Consider the following 19090-nt stretch of genomic DNA (forward strand, 5'->3'; position numbering starts at 1 on the left):
TGAAGGAGAGTTTCGCGATGAGCACACCATCGTCCGAATCGGGATCGGCTCCGGCGGAAGAACTTCCGCTGGGAACCACGCCACCGTTCGCGCGCATGCATCGATGGCTCAAACGGGGAATCATGGTCTGCCTGGTCGCGCTGGTGGTCGAAGGGGCTTTCACCGTGCCGGCGCTCGCGCTCTGGTACGGCTGGCCGACCCTGTCGCTGCAGGAGATCTGCGACGAGATGATCAAGGTCCGCTACGACGACGACGCCTTGGAATGCCAGTATCCCGCCGATTTCAACGCACCGCCGCTCGGCGGGCAGCCCGAGGCGGCCGGGCAGACCACCGCACGTGACGAATGGGGCGTCCAGCCCAAACCCGGTTGGGACCACATCGGATTCCGGGAGCTCGTCCATCGCCACAACGAGCGGATCGCTCGAGAAGGCGGGGGCCGATAGTGCGCGATTCGGTACTCACTGCCCGAGCCGTCGGATCGGCGGTGGGGCAGGCGGTGCGGGTCGCGGTGGACCGCGCGGTGCCGGGAGGCGCCGCGCGCGTGCCGCTACGCGTGGAAGATGTCACCGAGGCCTGGCTCGCCGAGGTCTTCGGGGTGGCACCGGAACGGATCCATCGGATACGTGTCGTGGAATCCCACTCCGGGACCGCGGCGCGGGCGCGCATCGAGGTGACCTCGAACGCCGATGTCCCCGAGTTCCTGTTCCTGAAACTGCCGCCGCGCAACTACTTACAGCACGTCCTGATGAACCTGTTCAGCCTCGGGTCGCGCGAGGTCACCGCCTATCGCGTACTGGGCGATACGCCGCCGATCCGGGTCCCGCGATGCTATGCGACCCGCTCCGACCGGGTGCGTGGTCGCGATGTCCTGGTCTTGGAGGATCTGTCGCCGACCGCGCGTTTTCGTACGGTTGTCGATCCGCTCGGCCGCGACGAAGCGGAGGCTGTCGTCGACGCCATGGCGGATCTGCATGCCGCCTTCTGGCGCGACCCCGCGGACGCGGCGGCGGGCACCTCGTCGTGCCCACGGTCGGAAGTGGAAACCCAGCTCGGGCTCCTGATCCGGCGCCGTTTGCTCGGTGAGCTCACCGGGCCCGCCGCGGACCTGGTCCCGGCGACGATCCGGGAGCAGATCCGGATCTTCTACGAGCGGGGCAGGGAGATCGACGCCTTCTGGGCGCGTCAACCGCAGACCTTGATTCACGGTGACCCGCACCTGGGCAACCTGTTCTTCGAGGACGCGGGACCCGGCTTTCTGGACTGGCAGATCTCGACAACGGGTTGTGGCATACGCGATGTCGCCTACTTCGCGAACGCGTCGGTGGAACCCGAGTTGCTGCGCGAGATCGAACGCGGACTCGTCGAGCGCTATGCCGCCCGGCTCGCCGCCGCCGGCATCGCGGTAGATCCTGAGCGGCTGTGGACGCTGTACCAGGTCGGCATCACCGAGTTGCTGCTCGCCATCGTCTGCACCGCGGAGGCGGGCGAACGAATGCAGTCGAGCGCGGTGACCCGGTGCGGCGTCGCGCGGGCCGTCGCGGGCGTCGAGGCGCACAACAGCCTGGTATTGCTCGCCGCATTCCTCGATGGCAGGCGCGTCTGAGGTCGGGCGTGCCGGAAGGCTGCTGCCGCCGAATCCGATTCGGCGGCAGCGCAAGTCGTTGGGTCAGTGGGTTGTGGTGGTAGCGGCGCTCGGTTCGGGGTTGGCAATGGGCAGTCCGAGGAAGCGGCGGGCGTTGTCGCCCATGAAGTCGTAGGTGCGCTGGACGTCCATGCCTTCCGCGTATTTCCAGAAGCCCTTCGGCTCGGCCAGACCCTCCGGATGCGGGTAGTCCGAGCCGAAGAGGACTTTGTCCCAGCCGACGGTGTCGACGACGTCGGCCACGCATCCTTCCCAGAACGGGCTGACCCAGATATTGCGGCGGAACACCTCGTGCGGGTGCTCGGGGAAGTTCTGCGGCATCTTCTTGTACAGGTCTTCGAAGTCGTGGAACAGCGGGTAGATCCACGAACTGCCGTTCTCGACGCTGGCGACGCGCAGCTTCGGGAAGCGGGTCAGGGTGCCGTGGCAGATCAGACTGGTGATCATGTCGGAGATCTCGCGGTGGCCCAGCGCCATCCAGCGGAAGGGGCTCTGCGCCATGAAGTTCGCGGTGTGTGGCGGTTCCCAGGAGGCGATGTAGCTGTCCAGCGGGGGGTAGCTGGCGTGCAGCACGATCGGCAGGCCGGCGGCCTCGACATCGCGCCAGAACGGATCGAATTCCGGCAACGCGGGTGAACGCCAGCCGTGCAGGCCGTTCACCGGGCCCGGCTTGATCAGGGCGACCTTCGCGCCGTTGTCGAGGATGTACTCCAGTTCGCGCTGGGCCGCGTCCACCTCGGACAGATTGATGATCGGGGTCGAGTAGATCCGGTCGGCGTAGTTGTAGGACCAGTGCTCGGCCATCCACTGGTTGAGCGCATGGATGATCGCCAGGGTGAGCTGTGGATCGTCGGCCGCCGAATGCTCGACCAGACTGGCCAGCGTCGGATAGTTGAGGGCCTCGACGACTCCTTGGCGGTCGAGCTCGGTGATCCGGTCCACCGGATTACGGGTGGCCGCGGGTGCCTCGATCGCGGGTCCCTGCATCTCACGCAGCGTGAGCCCGTCGGAGTTCTCGCCCGCGAAGAACTTCTCGTGCGCGCCGGGCGCGGCGACCCGCTCGAAGGTCGGGTTGGGGATGAAGTCGGTGACCTTGTTGTTGATCACGATCCGGGTCTGCCGACCGATCTGCGCGAACTGCACCGCACGCGCGTACTGCTCCGGCAGATACTTCGTCAGCGAGTCCGGGGTCTCGTACATGTGCTGGTCGGCGTCGAAGATCGGCGCATCGCGGAATTGCTCCTCGGTCCGGCTCGCGGTCGGGTCGGGGGTGTTCGTCATCTGGTTCCCTTCCATCACTGCAGTCTTAGCTACTGTAATGCATACAGTATAAGTTGTGGTTCACCTGGCCGGTACGGCGTCGACATGGAACCTGAGTAGGGCCTCCTGGGCGAACGAGGCGACCAACGTGCCGTCCGCCGTGAAGACGTCCCCGCGTCCGAAGCAGCGCCCGTGTGCGATCGTCGCGCCGTAGTGGCGCAGGAGTAGCCAGTCGTCGGTGGCGAACGGCCGGTGGAACCAGACCGTGTGCGAGGTCGTCGCCGAGGTGAACGCGGTGCCGTTTCCGCGTTGGTCGATACCGTCGAACGGGCGCAGCGCGGTGCCGATCACGTTCAGGTCGGTGGAATAGGCCAGCAGCGCCGCGGCCGAGCCTTCGTCGTCGAGGGTGGGCATCCGCATCCACAGGTCGTAGTCGGTCCGTCCACAGCCGGGGGCGTCGAGATCGGTGACCGACCTGGTGTCCCAGGGGAGTAGGTCGAATCGGACACGGTTCTCGGGGCCCGGCAGTGAGGCGGTGGGGTGAAGGGGCTGGTAGGACGGGCCCGCTTCGGCGGCGTGGAGCGAGACGGCGCACGTGGCGATCGGGCGGCGGCCCTGCGTCGCGGTCACCGTCAGCGCACCGAACGAGCGGCCGTCGTGCAGTAGATCGGCGAGGTAGTGAACGGGGGTGTCGGAGGTGCCCTCCCGGAGGAACGACGCATGGAGGGATTTGACCGCTTTGCTCGGGTTCGCCGCGTTCGCCGTGCGCACGAACTGGCCGAGCAACTGCCCGCCGAAAAGGCGCCGGTGGGGCAGGTGCTGGTTCGGCCCCTCGAAGGTGTGTGGCGGACCGGTCGGGCTCGATCCAGCGCCATCGGTGGGCGGTGTGGGTATCGAGCGAAGTTCGAGGCAGGCCGCGAGGTCGTTCCAAATGTCTTCCACGGGAAGATTGTAAGTCATACGGTAATAGTTACAGTATATCCCTGATCTGCACTCGGGATCGAATTCTCTCACCTATGGTTGTGGCAACAGTATGAGTGTCAGGTTCTCGCGGATGCCGAGGTGATGGTCGATGACGAACTACAAGGATTTTCGGCGCAGGTCGCCCACGATCGGCGACCGGCGATCGTCGGCGTCACCCGCCGCCGACGAGCACGACGCGCCGATCCCCGGCGAGGTGGTTCGGACCATGAGCCACGACCTGCTCGACTATTTCGCGAAATGCCCACGGTGCGGTTACGCGGCGCAGGCAACGGAAACGGTCCGGGCCTTCTCGAGCGGGTTGGTCGAGCGCAGGCTGTATCGCACGTGCGGGTTGCCGTGTGGTTGGCACGATTCGGCGACGCAGGTCGCCGACACGGTTCCGGCGGTCCCGCTCCCCGCTCCGTAGCCGCCGATCACGGCGCTCACGCGAACAGTGCGCGATCGACGGCATCGGCCGACGGCTCGCGTAGTACCTGTTCCAGCGGCGCTCGCAGCACGACGAGATCCGCGGGCGCCCCCCGCCGAATCCGGCGTGGCCGCCCACCCGGGTCGTCGAGGGGGGTGAGGTATCCCGCGAGTGCCTGTGCGGGCGTGAGGCATTCGCCCGCGTTGAGGGTCGCGCCGGTTTCGGTGGATCGGCGACTGGCCGCGGCGATCACCGCCCATGGGTCGAGCGGGCCATAGGGCGAATCGCTGGACATGGCGAGGGGGACACCCTGAGTGAGCAGGCTTCGGCAGCGATATAGATCGTCAAGGTCGTCGGGTTCGACGTGGTCGAGGTAGTAGTCGCCGCGCTGGGACAGAAAACCCGGTTGGGTGATCACCCGCAGGCGGTGGCGGCGCAGATCGGCGATGCTGTCGGCGGGAACCAGCGCCGCGTGCTCGACGCGGTCGCCCGGGAAATCTCCTGCCACATCCAGGGCCGCGAGCAGCAGGAACAGCGCTGCACGGCTGACGCAGTGGACGGCCACCGCCCGCCCGCCGCGGTGGGCGGTGCGAATCCGATCCACCAGCGCGTCGAACTGTGGGAGTTCGGAGTCGGCGATGACGATCTTGTACGGTCCGACGCTGACCCGTTCGGGCAGTGGCGTGACGCTGTGCGCGGGCTCGCCGCGCAGGGGGACCCCGAGCAGGTGCAACCGCTGCGGCAGGTCGCCCCCGGTCACAGCGGTGACCAGCGCGGCTGCCGAGCGGGCCGACAGATCGGGGGTCGCGTCGGTGACACCGGTGATGCCGTAGCCGGTGAGGATCGCGCCGAGCGCACCGAGGTGCGGGGGCCTCGCGGGTGGCAGCCGGGTGCGTAACCAGGTGTCCGCGCGCCAGATCCGGCCCGTCGGGACACCATCGGCAGTGCATTCGACGCCGGGATGCGCCGCGTCGGTGATCTGCGCTGCGACGAGCGCGGCGGTGTTGAGGATCCACATCGCGCCACTGCGGTGCTGTACTCGCACCGGTCGGCTGCCGTGCAGGGCGTCGAGGGCGAGCGCGTCGAGATCGCCCGCGACGGTGTCGACATAGCCGACGCCGCGAACCCAGCCGTGCTCGTCGGCCGATGCCTCGGCCAGGGCAGTGCTCAGCGCGCGGCGGTTCGGGACGGCCGGTGGGCCGCAGCGCACCGATGCCGCGTCGGCGGCCGTGGCGTGCAAGTGCAGGTGATGATCGTGGAGACCGGGAATGACGGCACCACCGCGCGCGTCGATCACCTCCGTCGCCCCGTCCGTGGACAGCGACCGTCCGATATCGTCGATCCGGCCGTCCCTGATCCGGAGATCGAGACCGGGGATGCCGTCGATCTCCGCGTCGAGCACGATGACGACCCGGCCGCGCGCGGGTCGGCGAGTCCGGCTGGAGTCGTCGGTCACGGCACCGGAATCCTCAGCGACCCGAGTACGCGCGCCGTATCGGCACCGGAGTCCGCGGCGGAGCCGATCATCTTGCGGGACAGTGGTTTCGCGACCGGAATCGGCCCGTTCTCGGACTCGACGAACCAGGTATCACCGCGCTGCGCCGTGCGCGGGACCGGATCGGCGGTCAGCGTGCTCGCGACGACATCGGTCATCGAGATGTCCCACAGCACGCCGCGCCCATCGGCCGGCGCCGACATCGCGAGTACGGCGGCGGTCAGGCCGGTGAGTGGGTCGGCGATGGCGTCGCCGACGAAAGCCGTTGTGCCCGAATCGGGCTCGAAGGCGACCAGCCCGGCGGCCGCGGCGATGTCGTCCCCGAAACCGATCCGGTTCGACGCCCGACCCGCGGCGGTGATCGACACCCAGCTCGCCCCGCGCGCGACAGCCGCCTCGGCGTCGATCCCGAAACCGGCGAGCGCCCGGGGCCGCGACGCCTCGATGACGATGTCGGCGGCGTCGACCAGAGCCCGCAGCGCCGACCTTTCGGTGCGCTCGGTGGGATCGAGAACCACCGACTCGTGGCCGTGATGCAGGAGCGCGTAGAACTCCGGGCTGCCGCGGCGGGCGCCGTCGGGCCGTCCCGGGGTCTCGACCTTGACCACGCGCGCGCCCGCCAGACCGAGCAGATGGGCGCACAGCGGGCCCGCCCACAGGGCGCTGAAGTCGACGACGAGCAGCCCCTCGACCGGCCTCGGCGTCATCGGTGACGGGCAGTGCGCGGGCTCGTCGGGCCGCACCGGACCCGCCGCCACGCCGAGGAGTTCGGCGCGTTCGAGGAGTTCGTCGCCGCGATGCGTGCGTACCCAGTCGGCGAGCGCGGGCCACGGATCCGCCGCGTCGAGATCGTCGCCGATCAGCGCGCCGAGCAGCAGCGGATCATCGGGTCGGGCGCACGACACCGCCGCCCACCCGTCCGAGGTGCGCAGCAGTCGGCAACGGCCGCCCGCCGACACCGTTCCCCGGCGCCGTAGACCGGTGAGCGCCGCGCGTTCGCCCAGTAGCTGAGCCCCGTCGACAGTGATCGTTCGCTCCGAGAACGCGGCCAGCGTCGAGGACAGCTCCCTGGCCCTGGTGGCCGCGCGCCCCGGCGGCACCAGGGGCGGCCCGTCCGGGCGACCGGAGAGGGCGACCACGCCGCTCGCCGCCCAGTCCGCCGCGGGCGGACCGGGAACCGGCGCTGTCGTTGGCTGCACGGCTCGATAGTAGGTCGCGGGGCCCGCCCGGTCTCGGTCATCACCGAGCCGACACCGTGTCACTATTGCGCGGTGAGCCGTGAAGCGACTGATCTGGCCTCGGATGCCATGGAACTCGACATCAGCCCGCAGGGTATGCCGAGAAATCCGGTGCTGGTCATCGCGCTCGACGGGTGGGCAGGGGAGTCGCCCGAGCGGATCGCCCGGGTCGCCGAAGCGCTGGCAGGCTCGCTGCGCCTGTCGATCGGGGTGTTGCGTGGACCGGCCTCCCCACGTCTGGAGCCGCTGTTGCGCGCGCTCACCCTGACGCTGGCCGAGGATGCCGCGAGCTCGCCGATGATCGTCGACCATCCCGACCCCGAGGCGGCGGTGCGGCATCTGACGGAAGCTGTGCGGCGCAATCCGCAAGCGAGCGTGGCGCTGGGGCGACTGCTGCGCCAGACCGCGGTGCCCGATACGACCGCGGCCCTCGGTGCGGAAGCCGCGGTCTACTCGATGCTGCTGGCGGGCAAGGAGTTTCGGCGGTGGCTCGCCGAACGCGGCGGGCCGAAACCGGTGAACTTCCCCGATCGGCCGCTGGTGCGGCTGGACCGCGACGTCGACCTGCTGTCGGTGACCCTCGACCACCCTGAGCGCCGCAACGCACTGAGTGCCCCACTGCGTGAACAACTTCTGGAAGCCCTGCGGCTCGCCGAACTCGACGACAGCATCGAGCGGGTGCTCCTGCGCGGTGCGGGCCCGGTGTTCTGCAGCGGCGGCGATCTCGATGAATTCGGCACCGCCGTCGATGTGGTCGCCGCCTATCAGGTGCGGCTCGAGCGGGGGCCGTGGCGGGTCGTCGACCGGTTGGGCGAGCGGGTCTCGGCGCAGGTCCACGGCGCGTGTATCGGGGCGGGCATCGAGCTGTCGGCTTTTGCGCACCGGCTGGTCGCGGCGCCGGACGCGTACTTCCGGCTGCCCGAGATCGCGATGGGGCTGGTTCCCGGAGCGGGCGGCACCGTCAGCGTCCCGCGGCGGATCGGACGCTGGCGCGCGGCCTGGATGATGCTGACCGGCGATCGGATCGACACCGGTACCGCGTTGCGGTGGGGGCTTGTCGACGCCATCGAGTAGAGAGTTGATCGCTGCTCCCGTGAGGCATACTGAATGTATTACAGTAATGCCTTGCGGGACCGTGTCGTGTTGCCGGCTGTCGACAGTCCGCGGCGAGGTCCCACGGGAAACGGCGGTTCGCTCGAATGAGGTGGTTGCGGAATGGATTTGGGATTGCGGGGCGCGGCAACGGTCGTGGTGGGCGGTAGTCGCGGGATGGGGCTGGCCACAGCGCGCTGCCTGGCGGAGGAAGGCGCCAGGGTCGCGGTGATCGGCCGGTCGGCCGACGATGTCGAGCGGGCGAGCGTCGACTTGGCACAGCGGGGGAGTACCGACGCGATCGGACTTGTCGCCGACGTGCGCGATACCGGCCAGGTGGCCTCGGTCTTCACCGAACTGGAGCAACGGTGGGGTGGCGAACTCAACGCGCTGGTCAACACCGTGGGGCCGAACGTTCAGGGCACGGTCGAGGAACTGTCCGACGATCAGTGGCACGAGGCGGTCGACCACGGTGCGCTCGCCATCGTGCACTGCGTCAACGCGGCGCTGCCGCTGCTACGCAAGGCGCAGTGGGGACGGATCGTGAACTTCTCCGCGCATTCGACCCAGCGCCAGACCACCTCCCTGGTCGCCTACACCGCGGCGAAGGCGATGGTGACCAGCATCTCGAAGAATCTGTCGCTGTTGCTGGCCGAGGAGGAGATCCTGGTCAACGTGGTGTCGCCGGGGACCTTCGTCACTCCCGCGCTCACCGGCTGGGCGCGTTCGGTCGGTATCGACGACGACGATCCCTACCGGCTCATGGAGGCGATCGGCGCGCACTTCGGGCACCCCGCGCAGATGCCGAGAGCCGGCTTGCCCGAGGAGATCGGCCCGGTCGCGGCGTTCCTGGCCTCGCGCCGCAATTCGTACATGACCGGCGCCAACGTGAATGTCGACGGCGGCTCCGACTTCGTCTGAGCCACTATCGGTTTCGGCCGGACCCGCGAAGGGTCCGCCCTCGCTGACCTCAGAGCCGATAGTCGCGCAGCACGCCCTTGCCGATGATCCGCTTTTGGATCTCGCTGGTTCCCTCGCCGATCAGCATGAACGGAGCCTCCCGCATCAGACGTTCGATCTCGTACTCGGTGGAGTATCCGTAGCCGCCGTGGATGCGGAAGCTGGCCTGGGTGACCTCGTTGCAGAACTCGCTCGCCAGATACTTGGCCATGCCCGCCGCGACATCGTTGCGCAGCCCGGAATCCTTCAGGCGCGCCGCGTTGACCATCATCAGATGGGCTGCCTCGACCTTGGTCGCCATGTCCGCCAGCGAGAATCCGATCGCCTGATGTTCGACGATGGGTTTACCGAAGGCCGAGCGCTGCTGGGCATAGCGCGCGCCGAGTTCGAACGCGCGCAGCGCGATTCCGCAGGCGCGGGCCGCCACATTGACCCGCCCGACCTCGATGCCGTCCATCATCTGCTTGAAACCCTGACCGGGTTCGCCGCCGAGGACGGCGTCGGCCGCGACGACGTGGTTGTCGAGCAGCATCTCGGTGGTGTCGATGCCCTTGTAACCCATTTTGTGGATCTTGCCGGGAATGCTCAGTCCGGGAACGACCTCACCGAATCCGGCGGGTTTCTCGAGCAGGAAAGTGGTGAGATTGTCGTGCGGGCGTTCGTGACCCTCGTCGGTGCGGACGAGGGTGGCGACGAGCGTGGCCGTGGAACCGTTGGTCAGCCACATCTTGCGACCGTCGAGCGTGTATTCCCCCGAGTCCCCACGCACGGCCTTGGTACGGATGGCGGCCACGTCCGAACCGAGTTCGGGTTCGGACATGGAGAACGCGCCGCGCACTTCGCCGGTGGCCATGCGCGGCAGGAAATGCTGCTGCTGGGCCGTGGTGCCGTGGTGGGCGAGCAGATAGGCCACGATGAAATGGGTGTTGATGACGCCGGAGACGCTCATCCAGCCGCGCGCGAGTTCCTCGACACACAGGGCGTAGGTGAGCAGCGATTCGCCGAGGCCGCCGTACTCCTCGGGGATCATCAGGCCGAACAGCCCCATCTCCGCCATCCGGTCGACGATGTCGTGCGGATAGGTATCGGTGTGTTCGAGTTCCTGGGCGACGGGAATGATCTCCTTGTCCACGAATGTGCGCACAGTGGCCAGTATTTCGGTCTGCACCTCGGTGAGGCCGTGGGTTTGTCCGAGTTTCATCGGGAAATCCGTTCGGTGGAATCGGTGCCTGCGTGGCGTGAATCGGCGGCTGCGGTGGGCTCGGCGTGGGTCACAACACCACCACCGTGAGGGTTTCGGCCACCAGCGCCGGTTTGTCCTGCTCCTCGTCCTCGATGACCCATCGAACGGTGAGCAGGCACCGCGACTTCTCGACCGACAGGTCGAGCGGGGTCGCCGACGCCCGTATCCGGGTGCCGACACGCACAGCGGATGGGAAGCGAACCTTGTTGCTGCCGTAGTTTATTCGCGCCGTGCCGAATCCGATGGCGTAGAGGTCGCGGCCGAGGAACGGCAGCATCGACAGGGTCAGGTAGCCGTGGGCGATGGTGGCGCCGTAGGGGCCGTCGGCGGCGCGGGCAGGGTCGACATGGATCCATTGATCGTCACCGGTGCATTCGGCGAACGCGTCGACTCGTTTCTGGTCGATCGGGATCCACGGTCCCGGCCCGACGGTATCGCCGATCGCGGCCGAGAGGTCATCGAGTGAGGTGAAGGTGCGCGCGGCCATGATCACACCACCCGCTCGAAGACGGCGGCCAGGCCCTGGCCGCCGCCGATGCACATCGTCTCGAGCCCGTAGCGCTGTTCGCGTCGGTGCAGTTCCCTGGCCAGGGTGGCCAGCATCCGCCCGCCGGTGGCGCCCACCGGATGTCCGAGAGAGATGCCCGAGCCGTGCACGTTCGTGCGTTCGAGATCCCGGTCGCCGAACTTCCATTCCCGCATGACGGCGAGAGCCTGCGCCGCGAACGCTTCGTTGAGTTCGATCAGGTCGATGTCGGCGAGGGAGAGCCCCGCGTGGCGGAGCGCGGCGTCGGTGGCGGGGACCGGCCCGATCCCCATGACATCGGGTCGCACGCCGGCCACTGCCCACGACTTCAAGGTGACCAACGGGGTGAGGCCCAGTTGTTCGGCAGTCTCCCTGGTGGTCACCAGACACATCGACGCCGCGTCGTTCTGCCCGCTGGCGTTGCCCGCGGTGACCGTCGATTCCGGATCGATCCCGGCCCGAACGGGTTTCAGTGCGGCGAGTGATTCGAGGGTGGTGTCGGCGCGGGGGTGCTCGTCGGTGTCGATCACCGAATCGCCGCGCCGCGAGGAGACCGTGACCGGAATGATCTGCTCGGCGCTCGCACCGCTGTGGGCGGCATCGATGGCACGCTGGTGGGAGGTGACCGCCAGCCGATCCTGTTCTTCCCGGGGGATGGCGTAGGTCCGGCGCAGGTTCTCGGCGGTTTCGAGCATGCCGCCGGGCACCGGATAGTCCCTGCCGCCGGCGGTTTCGCGTCCGCGAGCCAGCGCATCGTGGACCCGGACCCCGCCACGCGCACCGCCCCAGCGCATATCGAGCGAGTAGAACGGGGCGTTGGTCATGCTCTCGACACCACCTGCGACCACTACCTCACTCGCACCACTGGTGACCTGCATGACCGCCTGGATCACCGACTGCAACCCGGATCCGCAGCGTCGATCGATCTGCATGCCGCCGACGGTCACCGGCAGCCCGGCATCGAGGGCCACGACTCGGCCGATGGCAGGCGCCTCGCTGTTGGGATAGCAGTGGCCCAGGATCACGTCGTCCACGACAGCGGGGTCGATCCCGGTACGCTCCAGCAGCCCGCGCAGGGCGATGACACCGAGATCGACCGCGGTGAGCGGGGAGAACACCCCGCCGTAGCGTCCGATGGGGGTGCGGACAGGTTCACAGATCACTGCTTCACGCATGGGTTCGGTCTCCGTCATGGTCGAATTCGGCGGTCAGAACGGTGTGTTCGACAGTTCGGTCGATGCCGTCACCGGTACGGACGGCGAGTTCGAGGTCGACATCGGCGTCGCGACGCTGGATGCGGGCGGGTTCGGCGCAGAACAGCGGCGCGAGATTGCGGTGACGCAATCGGGCCGGAGTCGACTGCGGCCGTTCCCGTCGCAGGGTCTCGGCCATGGCCAGGGTCATGAGTGGTCCGTGCACCACCAGCGCCGGATATCCCTCGACGCCGGTCGCGTAGGGCCAGTCGTAGTGGATACGGTGGGAATTGGCCGTGGCCGCGCTGAAACGCATCAAGACAGTGGGATCTGTGCGCAATTCCCAGTCCCATTCGGCCACGCGTCGCAATGGTCTACCCGCTGCCGCGGGGGCGGGCGGTGTCGCGATGCGGGCACCGGGTTTCGGGGCCTCGCGATAGATGAGATTCTGGCGTTCCACCACAGCGAGCGTGTCCGCTCCGGTGTAGAGCCGGATTTCGACATCGACCACCACCAGCGGTCCCGTCCGCCCGTTCTTGGGCGTCACCGCGACGACTCGCGATTCGCGCCGCACCGTCGACCCGATGGTCACCGCCTCGTGCAGTACCACGTCGCCGCCGGCGAACATGCGCCGCGGCAGCTCGACCGGAGGCAGGAACGAGCCACGGGCCGGGTGTCCGTCGGTCCCGATCGAAGACGACACTGGCCAGCGGGCCAGCGCCGCCCAATGCCACAGCGGCGGAAGCGGATCGCCCGCTCCGATCGAGGGTGCACCGGAGTCGAGGACCGCGCTCAGCGCGGCGACCGGTGCCGGATCGACGTATTCGTCGGTGACGACGGTGTGTGCCTGCCACGCGGTCACATGAACCGCCCGCCGGTCACTTCCAAGGTGGTGCCGGTCATATACGAGGACAGGTCGGAGGCGAGGAAGAGCGCGACGCCGGCGACCTCCTCCGGTTCACCCGCCCGCGACATCGGGATCTCCGCCATCTTCTGGTCCCAGACGTGGCCGGGCATCGCCGTGGTCATCGGCGACCGGATCAGGCCGGGTTGGATCGCGTTGACGCGCACCCCGAATCGGGCCGTTTCCTTGGCCGCCGCCTTGGTCAGACCGATGATGCCCGCCTTCGCGGCCGAATAGTTGGTCTGACCGGCCATGCCCACTTTGCCCGAGAGCGAGGAGATGTTGACGATGCTGCCACGTCCTTGCTCCCGCATGATCGTGGCGGCGAGTCGGGTCCCGTGCCAGCTGCCCTTCAGGTGCACTGCCACGACCTGGTCGAAATCGTCCTCGCTCATCGTGCGCATGGAGGCGTCGCGGGTGATGCCCGCGTTGTTGACCATGACATCGACCGAGCCGAATTCGCCGGTCGCGGTGGCGAGTAGTGCCGAGACATCGGCGGCGCTGGTCACGTCGCAGCGGACCGCGCGAACAGCGTCCGAGCCCAGCGCCTCCTGTGCCGCGTCAGGATTCAGGTCGCCGACGACCACTCGCGCACCCTCGCGCAGGAAGGTCGACGCGATGGCAAGGCCGATGCCCTGCGCCCCGCCGGTGACGACCGCGACGCGGCCCTCGAGAAGTGACATGGTGTGGAATCCTTTCGGCGATGCGCATTCAGTACTGCGTCGAGCCCAGGTCGACCGCGATCTGGGCGGCGGTGATGTAGCGGGACTCGTCGTCGGCCAGCCAGCTGACAGCGGCGGCGACGTCCTCGGGCATGGCCACCCAGTCCGGGAGGAACGGTGTCGTCATGTGTCCGAGTTGGGGATTGGATTCGAGCGAGCGGCCCAGCGCGGCGACCATGTCCCCGCTGCCCATGGGTGTCAGCACGGCGCCCGGATGCACGCTGTTGACCCGGATCCGATGTTTGCCGAGTTCGGCGGCCAATCCCCTGGCGATACCGGTCACCGCGTGTTTGCTGGCGGTGTAGTGAACCATGAACGGCTGCATCTTCAGCCCGGCGGCGGAGCTGATCAGGATGATCGAGCCGCCGCGCCCACCGTCGATGATGTGGTCGGCTCCGGCGATCGCGGTGTTCCAGGTGCCGGTGACATTGATGTCGATGACATCGCGAAACGACTCGGAGGTGATCTCGTTCCACCGCTGCGGGATACAGATGCCGGCGTTGGCGACGACGATGTCGAGCCGTCCCAACGTGGCGACCCCGTCGTCGACAGCGGCGCGCAACCCGTCCAGGTCGCGGGTGTCGACGGTGGCGGCGACGATGCGGCGGCCGGTCGCTTCGACCAGTCGTACCGTCTCCTCGAAATCCTCTGGCGTGGCCGAATCGTAGGGAACCGCGGCCGGCAGCGGGCCTGCGAGATCGACGGCGATGATGTCGGCGCCCTCGCGCGCCAGGCGCACCGCGTGCGCCCGGCCTTGTCCGCGCGCTGCGCCGGTGATGAAGGCGACCTTGTCGCTGTGTCGGCCGGTCACGTTTTCTCCTCGGGCTGTCGGGCGCTTACGGATCGTGTGGGACAGGGGTGGTGATCCCCGCCCGCGGATACAGCACCAGAACTCATTATCGTATGTTTTATCGTAAAGACAACAGTATTGCGTCAGGACACCTTATGGCCCGACCGTTCGCGGTGCAAGAACGACCGCGTCGGGTTCGGGCCCGCTGTTACAGTTGGCATTACTGGATCACTGTCTATTCGCGAATCGTCGCATCGTTCTCGGTGGCGAACGGGTGTCATCGCGAGGGAGGAGCGGCGCGGATGTCGAAGGTTGTCGGGTTCATCGGAGCAGGTCAGATGGGCGAGCCGATGGTGGTTCGACTGGTGGCGGCAGGTCATCGGGTCGTGGTGTACGCGCGGAAGGAGGTGGTGCGGGAACGGCTGCGGGCGGCGGGAGCCGAGGTCGTCGACTCGGTGCGGGAGGTCGCGGTCGCGGGCGAGGTGATCATCGCGTGCCTGTTCTCGGATCACCAGCTACGCGAGGTGCTGTCGGGGCCGGAGGGAGTGCTCGCGATGGCGCGGGAAGGTGCGGTGGTGGTCTCGCACACGACCGGTGCGGTCTCGACGATCACCGAGCTGGCCGGTGCGCGACCCGACGGTCCGGTCCTGCTCGACGGACCGGTCAGTGGATCGGCCGACGACATCGCCGCAGGGCGGCTCACGGTCTTGCTCGGTGGGCCGTCGGACGCGGTCGAGACCGTCCGGACGGTGCTGTCCGCCTACGCGAGCACCCTCTTGGCCACCGGTGCGCTCGGCAGCGCGCTCGGTGTGAAACTGGTCAACAACGCCCTGTTCGCCGCGAACGCCCAACTGGTGGCTGTGGCCGCCGAAGTCGGCCGCAAGCTGGGCATCGAGGAAGCGCAGTTGCTGGAGGCGCTGTCGGCGGCCAGCGGCAACAGCTACGCGGCCGATTCGATTCGGCGCACCGGCGGTCTGGCGAAATTCGAGAAGCGCGCCGCGCCGTTCCTGCGCAAGGACGTCGCCGCCTGCTTGACCGCGACCGCCGACCTCGGCATCGACCTCGGCGGTCTGGGGGCCGCGATCGCCGACGGTCCGCTCGACTTGAGCTGACGTCGGGCGGACCGGGTCGGCCACAGCCCTGCAGTGGTGGCCGACCCGGCCGGTCGTTACTCGGCGGCTCGCTCGGCATTCTTGATCAGCCCGCCGCCGATGATCAGGCGCTGGATCTCGCTGGTGCCCTCGTACAACCGCAGCAGCCGGACGTCACGGTAGATCCGTTCCACGGCCACATCGCGCATGTATCCCGTGCCGCCGTGCACCTGCACCGCCGAATCGGCTACCCGCCCGGCCATTTCGGTGCAGAACAGTTTGGCCACCGACGGGGCGACCCGCCGATCCTCGCCCGCCACCCAGGCGCGCGCGGCGTCGCGAACCAGGGCGCGGCCCGCCATCACTCCGGTCTGCATATCGGCCAGGTGAGCCTGGACCAACTGAAACCGCCCGATGGGGGTGCCGCCCTGGGTAGCGGTCGCGGCGTAGGCGACGGATTCGTCGAGCGCCCGCTGCGCCGTGCCCACCGCTAGTGCCGCGATATGGACACGACCCCGTGCCAGCGAGGTCATCGCCGCGCGGTAGCCGATGTCCTCGCTACCACCGACGAGTGCGTCGGCGCCGACGCGGACATCGTGGAAATACACCTCGGCGGTCCACGCGCCCTCTTGGCCCATCTTGCGGTCCTTCGGGCCGACTGTCACGCCGGGGGCGTCGGCGGGAACCAGGAACACCGAGATGCCCGCGCCGTCCTCGTCGGCCGGACGGGTGCGGGCGAAGACGACGAACAGATCGGCGACCGGTGCGTTGGTGATGAAGCGCTTCTCGCCGTTGATGATCCAGCCGTCACCTGACCTGGTCGCGCTGGTGCGCAGCGCCGCGGGATCGGACCCCGCACCGGACTCGGTGAGCGCGAACGACGCGACGACAGCGCCGGAGGCGATGTGCTCGAGCCATCGAGATTTCTGTTCCTCGGTGCCGAACCCGACCAGGACCTGACCGGCGATACCGTTGTTGGTGCCGAACAGTGAGCGCAGCGCGAGCGTGGTGTAGCCGAGTTCCATGGCCAATTCGACGTCCTGGGCGAGATCGAGTCCGAGGCCGCCCCATTCCTGGGGGATCGCGTAGCCGAACAGGCCCATGGCCTTGGCCTGACGCGCGATCTCGTCGGGCATCCGGTTCTGTTCGGCGATCTCGCGCTCTCGCCCGACGACCACGTTTCGTACGAAATCCTTGGTCTGCGCCAGTATTTCGCGGAAGTCCTCCGCGGTGACCGCGCTGATGGCGGTGGATGCGCTCGTCATGGCAGGGCCTCCTCGTCACGGCGCTTCGCGGCCGTGGTGCTCGATGTGTCTGGTGGGCAAGTGGCCCGATGCGCCGTCTTGACCGGACGTACGTAGTGTCTAACATTACTGTAATACCAGCGGTAAGTGATACGGGAGCTGAGTCGAGCATCGTGCTCACGGCGCGGACCTCGATGGACAGGGTGGTACAACGATGACTGCGTACGACACGGGCGTGCTGATTCTCCGAGTGTGTCTCGGCCTCACCATGGCCGCGCACGGCTACCAGAAGTTCTTCGGGGGTGGGCGGATACCGGGCACCGCCCGCTGGTTCGACAGCATCGGGATGCGGCCGGGCATCGTGCACGCGCGCCTCGCCGCGAGCAGCGAGATCGGCGTCGGCCTCGCGCTGGCCTTCGGGTTGCTCACACCGATCGCGGCGGCGGGGTTCGTCGCGCTCATGCTGGTCGCCGCCTGGACGGTGCACAGGTCCAAGGGCTTCTTCATCGTGGGAGAGGGCTGGGAGTACAACCTGGTGCTGGCGGTGGGCGCGGTGGGTGTGGCCACCCTCGGTCCCGGCCGGATCAGCCTCGACCAGTTGATCTTCGGCACCGACCGGGTGGACGGCTGGTGGGGATTCGGCCTCGCCGTCGGCCTCGGCCTCGCGGCCGGGGTCGGCCAGCTCGCACTGTTCTACCGGCCGCCGGCTCCCGCCCGGTCCTGAGTGAATCACAGGGCGACAGATGTCGATACAGGATCACGACGAGAGCTCCGCCGCGACCGAGCTCGTGACAACACTCGCCGAGGGGCTCGCGGGCTTCGGCGAGCGGCCGTGCATAGAGTTCGAGCGGCGCTGGTATTCCGGCAACGCCGTGCGAGCCTACATCCACCGGATCACCGCGGAGTTGGACCGTGCGGGCGTGCGCGCCGAGGACTCGATCGGGATCGTCGTCCGCAATCGGGTGCCGCACGCGGCCGCGATCCTCGGGTTCATCACGCAACGTCGTCCGGTCACGATGATCAACTCGTATCAGTCGGCCTCGGGCATCGCCCGCGACATCGAACAGACGCGTCCGGTCGCGGTGATCGCCGATCGGCGGGACTGGACGGCGCCGGTCGTGGCCGCCTGCGAGCGGGTGGGCGGTGCCGGGATCGCGGTGGCGCTGGAGGAGCCCTCGGTCGAGACTGTCGTGCACGGTGACCGGTCGACCGGTCGAGTCGCCGATCAGGTGACATCCGTGCCCGGATTGCACATCCTGACCAGCGGAACTACCGGCCCACCCAAGCGGGTGCCGATCCCCCTGTCGGCGTTGGGACATACGGTCCGCACCATGACCGGTGGGGTGACCGTCGCCGATCCCGACGATCCGCCGGAATTGGTGTACTGGCCGTTCGGGAGCATCGGTATCTGTCAGCTGCTCGCGGCGCCGTTCCTCGGCAAACGCATGGTGTTGCTGGAGAAGTTCACGGTCGAGGAATGGGTGCGGGCGGTCAAGACCTACCGGGTCACTCGGACCGGCGTGCAACCGACGATTCTGCGCATGCTGCTGGAAGCCGAGGTGCCGCCGCAGGACCTGTCGTCCCTGGAATATCTGCCGGGTGGATCCGGCCCGCTCGAGCCGGAACTGCGTGCGGAATTCGAACGCCGCTACGCCATTCCACTGCTGTGGGCCTATGGTGCCACCGAGTTCGCCGGCTCGGTGTGTGCGTGGACGCCGCAGTTGCACGAGCGATTCGGTGCGACCAAGGCCGGCAGCGTCGGTGTGCCGCTGCCCGGAGTGCGCGTGCGCATCGTCGACGCGGAGACCGGTGCGCAGGTGGGTGTCGGCGCGACGGGACTGCTCGAGGCCGAGGTGGCCGCGCTCGGTGCCACCTGGGTACGGACCACCGATCTGGCCTCCGTGGATGCCGACGGGTTCGTGACGATTCACGGGCGAGCCGACGGCGCGATCAATCGTGGCGGTTTCAAGATCCTGCCCGAAACCGTGCGTGCCGCCCTGCTCACCCATCCCGCGGTACGGGATGCGTGTGTTGTCGGCGTCCCGGACAGCCGATTGGGTCAGGTACCTTTCGCCGCCGTGCAGCCGCGTCGCGAAGTGCCGAAACCCGCGGAAGCGGACCTGATCGCACACCTGCGAGACCAGCTGCCGAGCCACCACGTGCCCGTCGCGATCGCCGTAGTCGACGATCTTCCGCGCAATGCCGCGCTGAAAGCCAGGACGGACGCGGTGGCCGCCCTGTATGCCGGGCGTTGACATCGACGAGGTCTCGGCGCGACTGGTTGATCGCGCCGGGACCCG

At 68.2% G+C, this 19090-nt stretch carries 19 protein-coding genes; 8 read left to right on the top strand and 11 right to left on the bottom strand.

The genetic code is table 11. The features are described from left to right. Positions 1 to 17 precede the first annotated feature (17 nt). The gene (locus ACFVVI_RS22765; protein ID WP_387446688.1) at positions 18 to 443 is read left to right on the top strand and encodes a hypothetical protein; all 426 of its coding nucleotides are present in this window, start codon (positions 18 to 20) and stop codon (positions 441 to 443) included. Then, on the top strand, positions 443 to 1603 hold the full coding sequence (locus ACFVVI_RS22770) for a phosphotransferase family protein (RefSeq protein WP_387446690.1): 1161 nt from the start codon (positions 443 to 445) through the stop codon (positions 1601 to 1603). Before ACFVVI_RS22765 ends, ACFVVI_RS22770 begins: the two co-directional genes overlap by 1 nt. A gap of 63 nt (positions 1604 to 1666) precedes the next feature. Here the strand turns inward: ACFVVI_RS22770 and ACFVVI_RS22775 are convergent, their stop codons facing one another. Both ACFVVI_RS22775 and ACFVVI_RS22780 read right to left on the bottom strand, forming a co-directional pair. Then, positions 1667 to 2923, bottom strand: coding sequence for an amidohydrolase family protein (locus ACFVVI_RS22775; RefSeq protein ID WP_387446691.1), 1257 nt, complete (start codon positions 2921 to 2923; stop codon positions 1667 to 1669). Positions 2924 to 2983: 60 nt separating this feature from the next. After that, complete coding sequence (locus tag ACFVVI_RS22780) at positions 2984 to 3844, bottom strand: acyl-CoA thioesterase (protein WP_387446692.1); 861 nt, start codon at positions 3842 to 3844, stop codon at positions 2984 to 2986. A 130-nt stretch (positions 3845 to 3974) separates the two neighbouring features. Between ACFVVI_RS22780 and ACFVVI_RS22785 the strand changes: the two genes are divergently transcribed. After that, positions 3975 to 4292: a hypothetical protein gene (locus ACFVVI_RS22785; RefSeq protein WP_387446693.1), complete on the top strand. Its 318-nt coding sequence runs from the start codon at positions 3975 to 3977 to the stop codon at positions 4290 to 4292. A gap of 16 nt (positions 4293 to 4308) precedes the next feature. Here ACFVVI_RS22785 and ACFVVI_RS22790 read toward each other — a convergent pair whose 3' ends face one another. Both ACFVVI_RS22790 and ACFVVI_RS22795 read right to left on the bottom strand, forming a co-directional pair. Beyond that, positions 4309 to 5748: an amidohydrolase family protein gene (locus ACFVVI_RS22790; RefSeq protein WP_387446694.1), complete on the bottom strand. Its 1440-nt coding sequence runs from the start codon at positions 5746 to 5748 to the stop codon at positions 4309 to 4311. Further along, positions 5745 to 6986 (bottom strand): CoA transferase, encoded by a 1242-nt coding sequence (locus ACFVVI_RS22795; protein WP_387446695.1) that lies wholly within the window; start codon positions 6984 to 6986, stop codon positions 5745 to 5747. The genes ACFVVI_RS22790 and ACFVVI_RS22795 overlap by 4 nt, the downstream gene beginning before the upstream one ends. A gap of 72 nt (positions 6987 to 7058) precedes the next feature. Between ACFVVI_RS22795 and ACFVVI_RS22800 the strand changes: the two genes are divergently transcribed. Next, positions 7059 to 8099 carry an enoyl-CoA hydratase/isomerase family protein gene (locus tag ACFVVI_RS22800; RefSeq protein ID WP_387446697.1) on the top strand — a complete coding sequence of 347 codons (1041 nt, stop codon included), beginning with the start codon at positions 7059 to 7061 and terminating at the stop codon, positions 8097 to 8099. Positions 8100 to 8240: 141 nt separating this feature from the next. Continuing rightward, a complete protein-coding gene (locus ACFVVI_RS22805; protein WP_378992923.1) occupies positions 8241 to 9038 on the top strand; it encodes an SDR family NAD(P)-dependent oxidoreductase in 798 nt (265 codons plus the stop codon). Between the two features lie 49 nt (positions 9039 to 9087). Here ACFVVI_RS22805 and ACFVVI_RS22810 read toward each other — a convergent pair whose 3' ends face one another. The 6 genes from ACFVVI_RS22810 to ACFVVI_RS22835 all read right to left on the bottom strand — a co-directional run bounded on the left by ACFVVI_RS22810 (position 9088) and on the right by ACFVVI_RS22835 (position 14476). Beyond that, positions 9088 to 10278 (bottom strand): acyl-CoA dehydrogenase family protein, encoded by a 1191-nt coding sequence (locus tag ACFVVI_RS22810; protein WP_387446698.1) that lies wholly within the window; start codon positions 10276 to 10278, stop codon positions 9088 to 9090. 70 nt (positions 10279 to 10348) lie between these two features. Then, a complete protein-coding gene (locus tag ACFVVI_RS22815) occupies positions 10349 to 10807 on the bottom strand; it encodes a MaoC family dehydratase (protein WP_378992926.1) in 459 nt (152 codons plus the stop codon). 2 nt (positions 10808 to 10809) lie between these two features. Continuing rightward, entirely contained in the window at positions 10810 to 12021 is a 1212-nt protein-coding gene (locus ACFVVI_RS22820) for an acetyl-CoA C-acetyltransferase (protein ID WP_387446700.1), read from the bottom strand. Beyond that, on the bottom strand, positions 12014 to 12901 hold the full coding sequence (locus tag ACFVVI_RS22825; protein WP_387446701.1) for a hypothetical protein: 888 nt from the start codon (positions 12899 to 12901) through the stop codon (positions 12014 to 12016). Before ACFVVI_RS22825 ends, ACFVVI_RS22820 begins: the two co-directional genes overlap by 8 nt. Continuing rightward, positions 12898 to 13626, bottom strand: coding sequence for a 3-oxoacyl-ACP reductase FabG (fabG, locus tag ACFVVI_RS22830; RefSeq protein WP_378992929.1), 729 nt, complete (start codon positions 13624 to 13626; stop codon positions 12898 to 12900). The genes ACFVVI_RS22825 and fabG overlap by 4 nt, the downstream gene beginning before the upstream one ends. Before the next feature lie 28 nt (positions 13627 to 13654). Continuing rightward, positions 13655 to 14476, bottom strand: a complete 822-nt coding sequence (locus tag ACFVVI_RS22835; protein ID WP_387446702.1) for a mycofactocin-coupled SDR family oxidoreductase — start codon at positions 14474 to 14476, stop codon at positions 13655 to 13657. Between the two features lie 281 nt (positions 14477 to 14757). On the opposite strand from ACFVVI_RS22835, the gene ACFVVI_RS22840 reads away from it, so the two are divergent. Beyond that, positions 14758 to 15567 (top strand): NAD(P)-dependent oxidoreductase, encoded by an 810-nt coding sequence (locus ACFVVI_RS22840; protein WP_387446703.1) that lies wholly within the window; start codon positions 14758 to 14760, stop codon positions 15565 to 15567. Between the two features lie 56 nt (positions 15568 to 15623). Here ACFVVI_RS22840 and ACFVVI_RS22845 read toward each other — a convergent pair whose 3' ends face one another. After that, positions 15624 to 16811, bottom strand: coding sequence for an acyl-CoA dehydrogenase family protein (locus ACFVVI_RS22845; protein WP_379312491.1), 1188 nt, complete (start codon positions 16809 to 16811; stop codon positions 15624 to 15626). Positions 16812 to 17004: 193 nt separating this feature from the next. Between ACFVVI_RS22845 and ACFVVI_RS22850 the strand changes: the two genes are divergently transcribed. Together ACFVVI_RS22850 and ACFVVI_RS22855 are read left to right on the top strand one after the other, a co-directional pair. Beyond that, entirely contained in the window at positions 17005 to 17514 is a 510-nt protein-coding gene (locus tag ACFVVI_RS22850) for a DoxX family protein (protein WP_387446704.1), read from the top strand. A gap of 19 nt (positions 17515 to 17533) precedes the next feature. Then, entirely contained in the window at positions 17534 to 19045 is a 1512-nt protein-coding gene (locus ACFVVI_RS22855; protein ID WP_387446706.1) for a class I adenylate-forming enzyme family protein, read from the top strand. The last annotated feature ends 45 nt before the right edge of the window (positions 19046 to 19090 follow it).

This window comes from Nocardia sp. NPDC058114 (genome assembly GCF_042884695.1).
GTDB lineage: Bacteria > Actinomycetota > Actinomycetes > Mycobacteriales > Mycobacteriaceae > Nocardia.

What these genes read in the sequence shown, in the direction of transcription:
- ACFVVI_RS22765 (WP_387446688.1), top strand. Translation starts at nt 18, where the DNA reads ATGAGCACACCATCGTCCGAATCGGGATCGGCTCCGGCGGAAGAACTT.
- ACFVVI_RS22775 (WP_387446691.1), bottom strand. Translation starts at nt 2,923, where the DNA reads ATGACGAACACCCCCGACCCGACCGCGAGCCGGACCGAGGAGCAATTC.
- ACFVVI_RS22785 (WP_387446693.1), top strand. Translation starts at nt 3,975, where the DNA reads ATGACGAACTACAAGGATTTTCGGCGCAGGTCGCCCACGATCGGCGAC.
- ACFVVI_RS22805 (WP_378992923.1), top strand. Translation starts at nt 8,241, where the DNA reads ATGGATTTGGGATTGCGGGGCGCGGCAACGGTCGTGGTGGGCGGTAGT.
- ACFVVI_RS22810 (WP_387446698.1), bottom strand. Translation starts at nt 10,278, where the DNA reads ATGAAACTCGGACAAACCCACGGCCTCACCGAGGTGCAGACCGAAATA.
- ACFVVI_RS22815 (WP_378992926.1), bottom strand. Translation starts at nt 10,807, where the DNA reads ATGGCCGCGCGCACCTTCACCTCACTCGATGACCTCTCGGCCGCGATC.
- ACFVVI_RS22820 (WP_387446700.1), bottom strand. Translation starts at nt 12,021, where the DNA reads ATGCGTGAAGCAGTGATCTGTGAACCTGTCCGCACCCCCATCGGACGC.
- fabG (WP_378992929.1), bottom strand. Translation starts at nt 13,626, where the DNA reads ATGTCACTTCTCGAGGGCCGCGTCGCGGTCGTCACCGGCGGGGCGCAG.
- ACFVVI_RS22840 (WP_387446703.1), top strand. Translation starts at nt 14,758, where the DNA reads ATGTCGAAGGTTGTCGGGTTCATCGGAGCAGGTCAGATGGGCGAGCCG.
- ACFVVI_RS22845 (WP_379312491.1), bottom strand. Translation starts at nt 16,811, where the DNA reads ATGACGAGCGCATCCACCGCCATCAGCGCGGTCACCGCGGAGGACTTC.
- ACFVVI_RS22850 (WP_387446704.1), top strand. Translation starts at nt 17,005, where the DNA reads ATGACTGCGTACGACACGGGCGTGCTGATTCTCCGAGTGTGTCTCGGC.
- ACFVVI_RS22855 (WP_387446706.1), top strand. Translation starts at nt 17,534, where the DNA reads ATGTCGATACAGGATCACGACGAGAGCTCCGCCGCGACCGAGCTCGTG.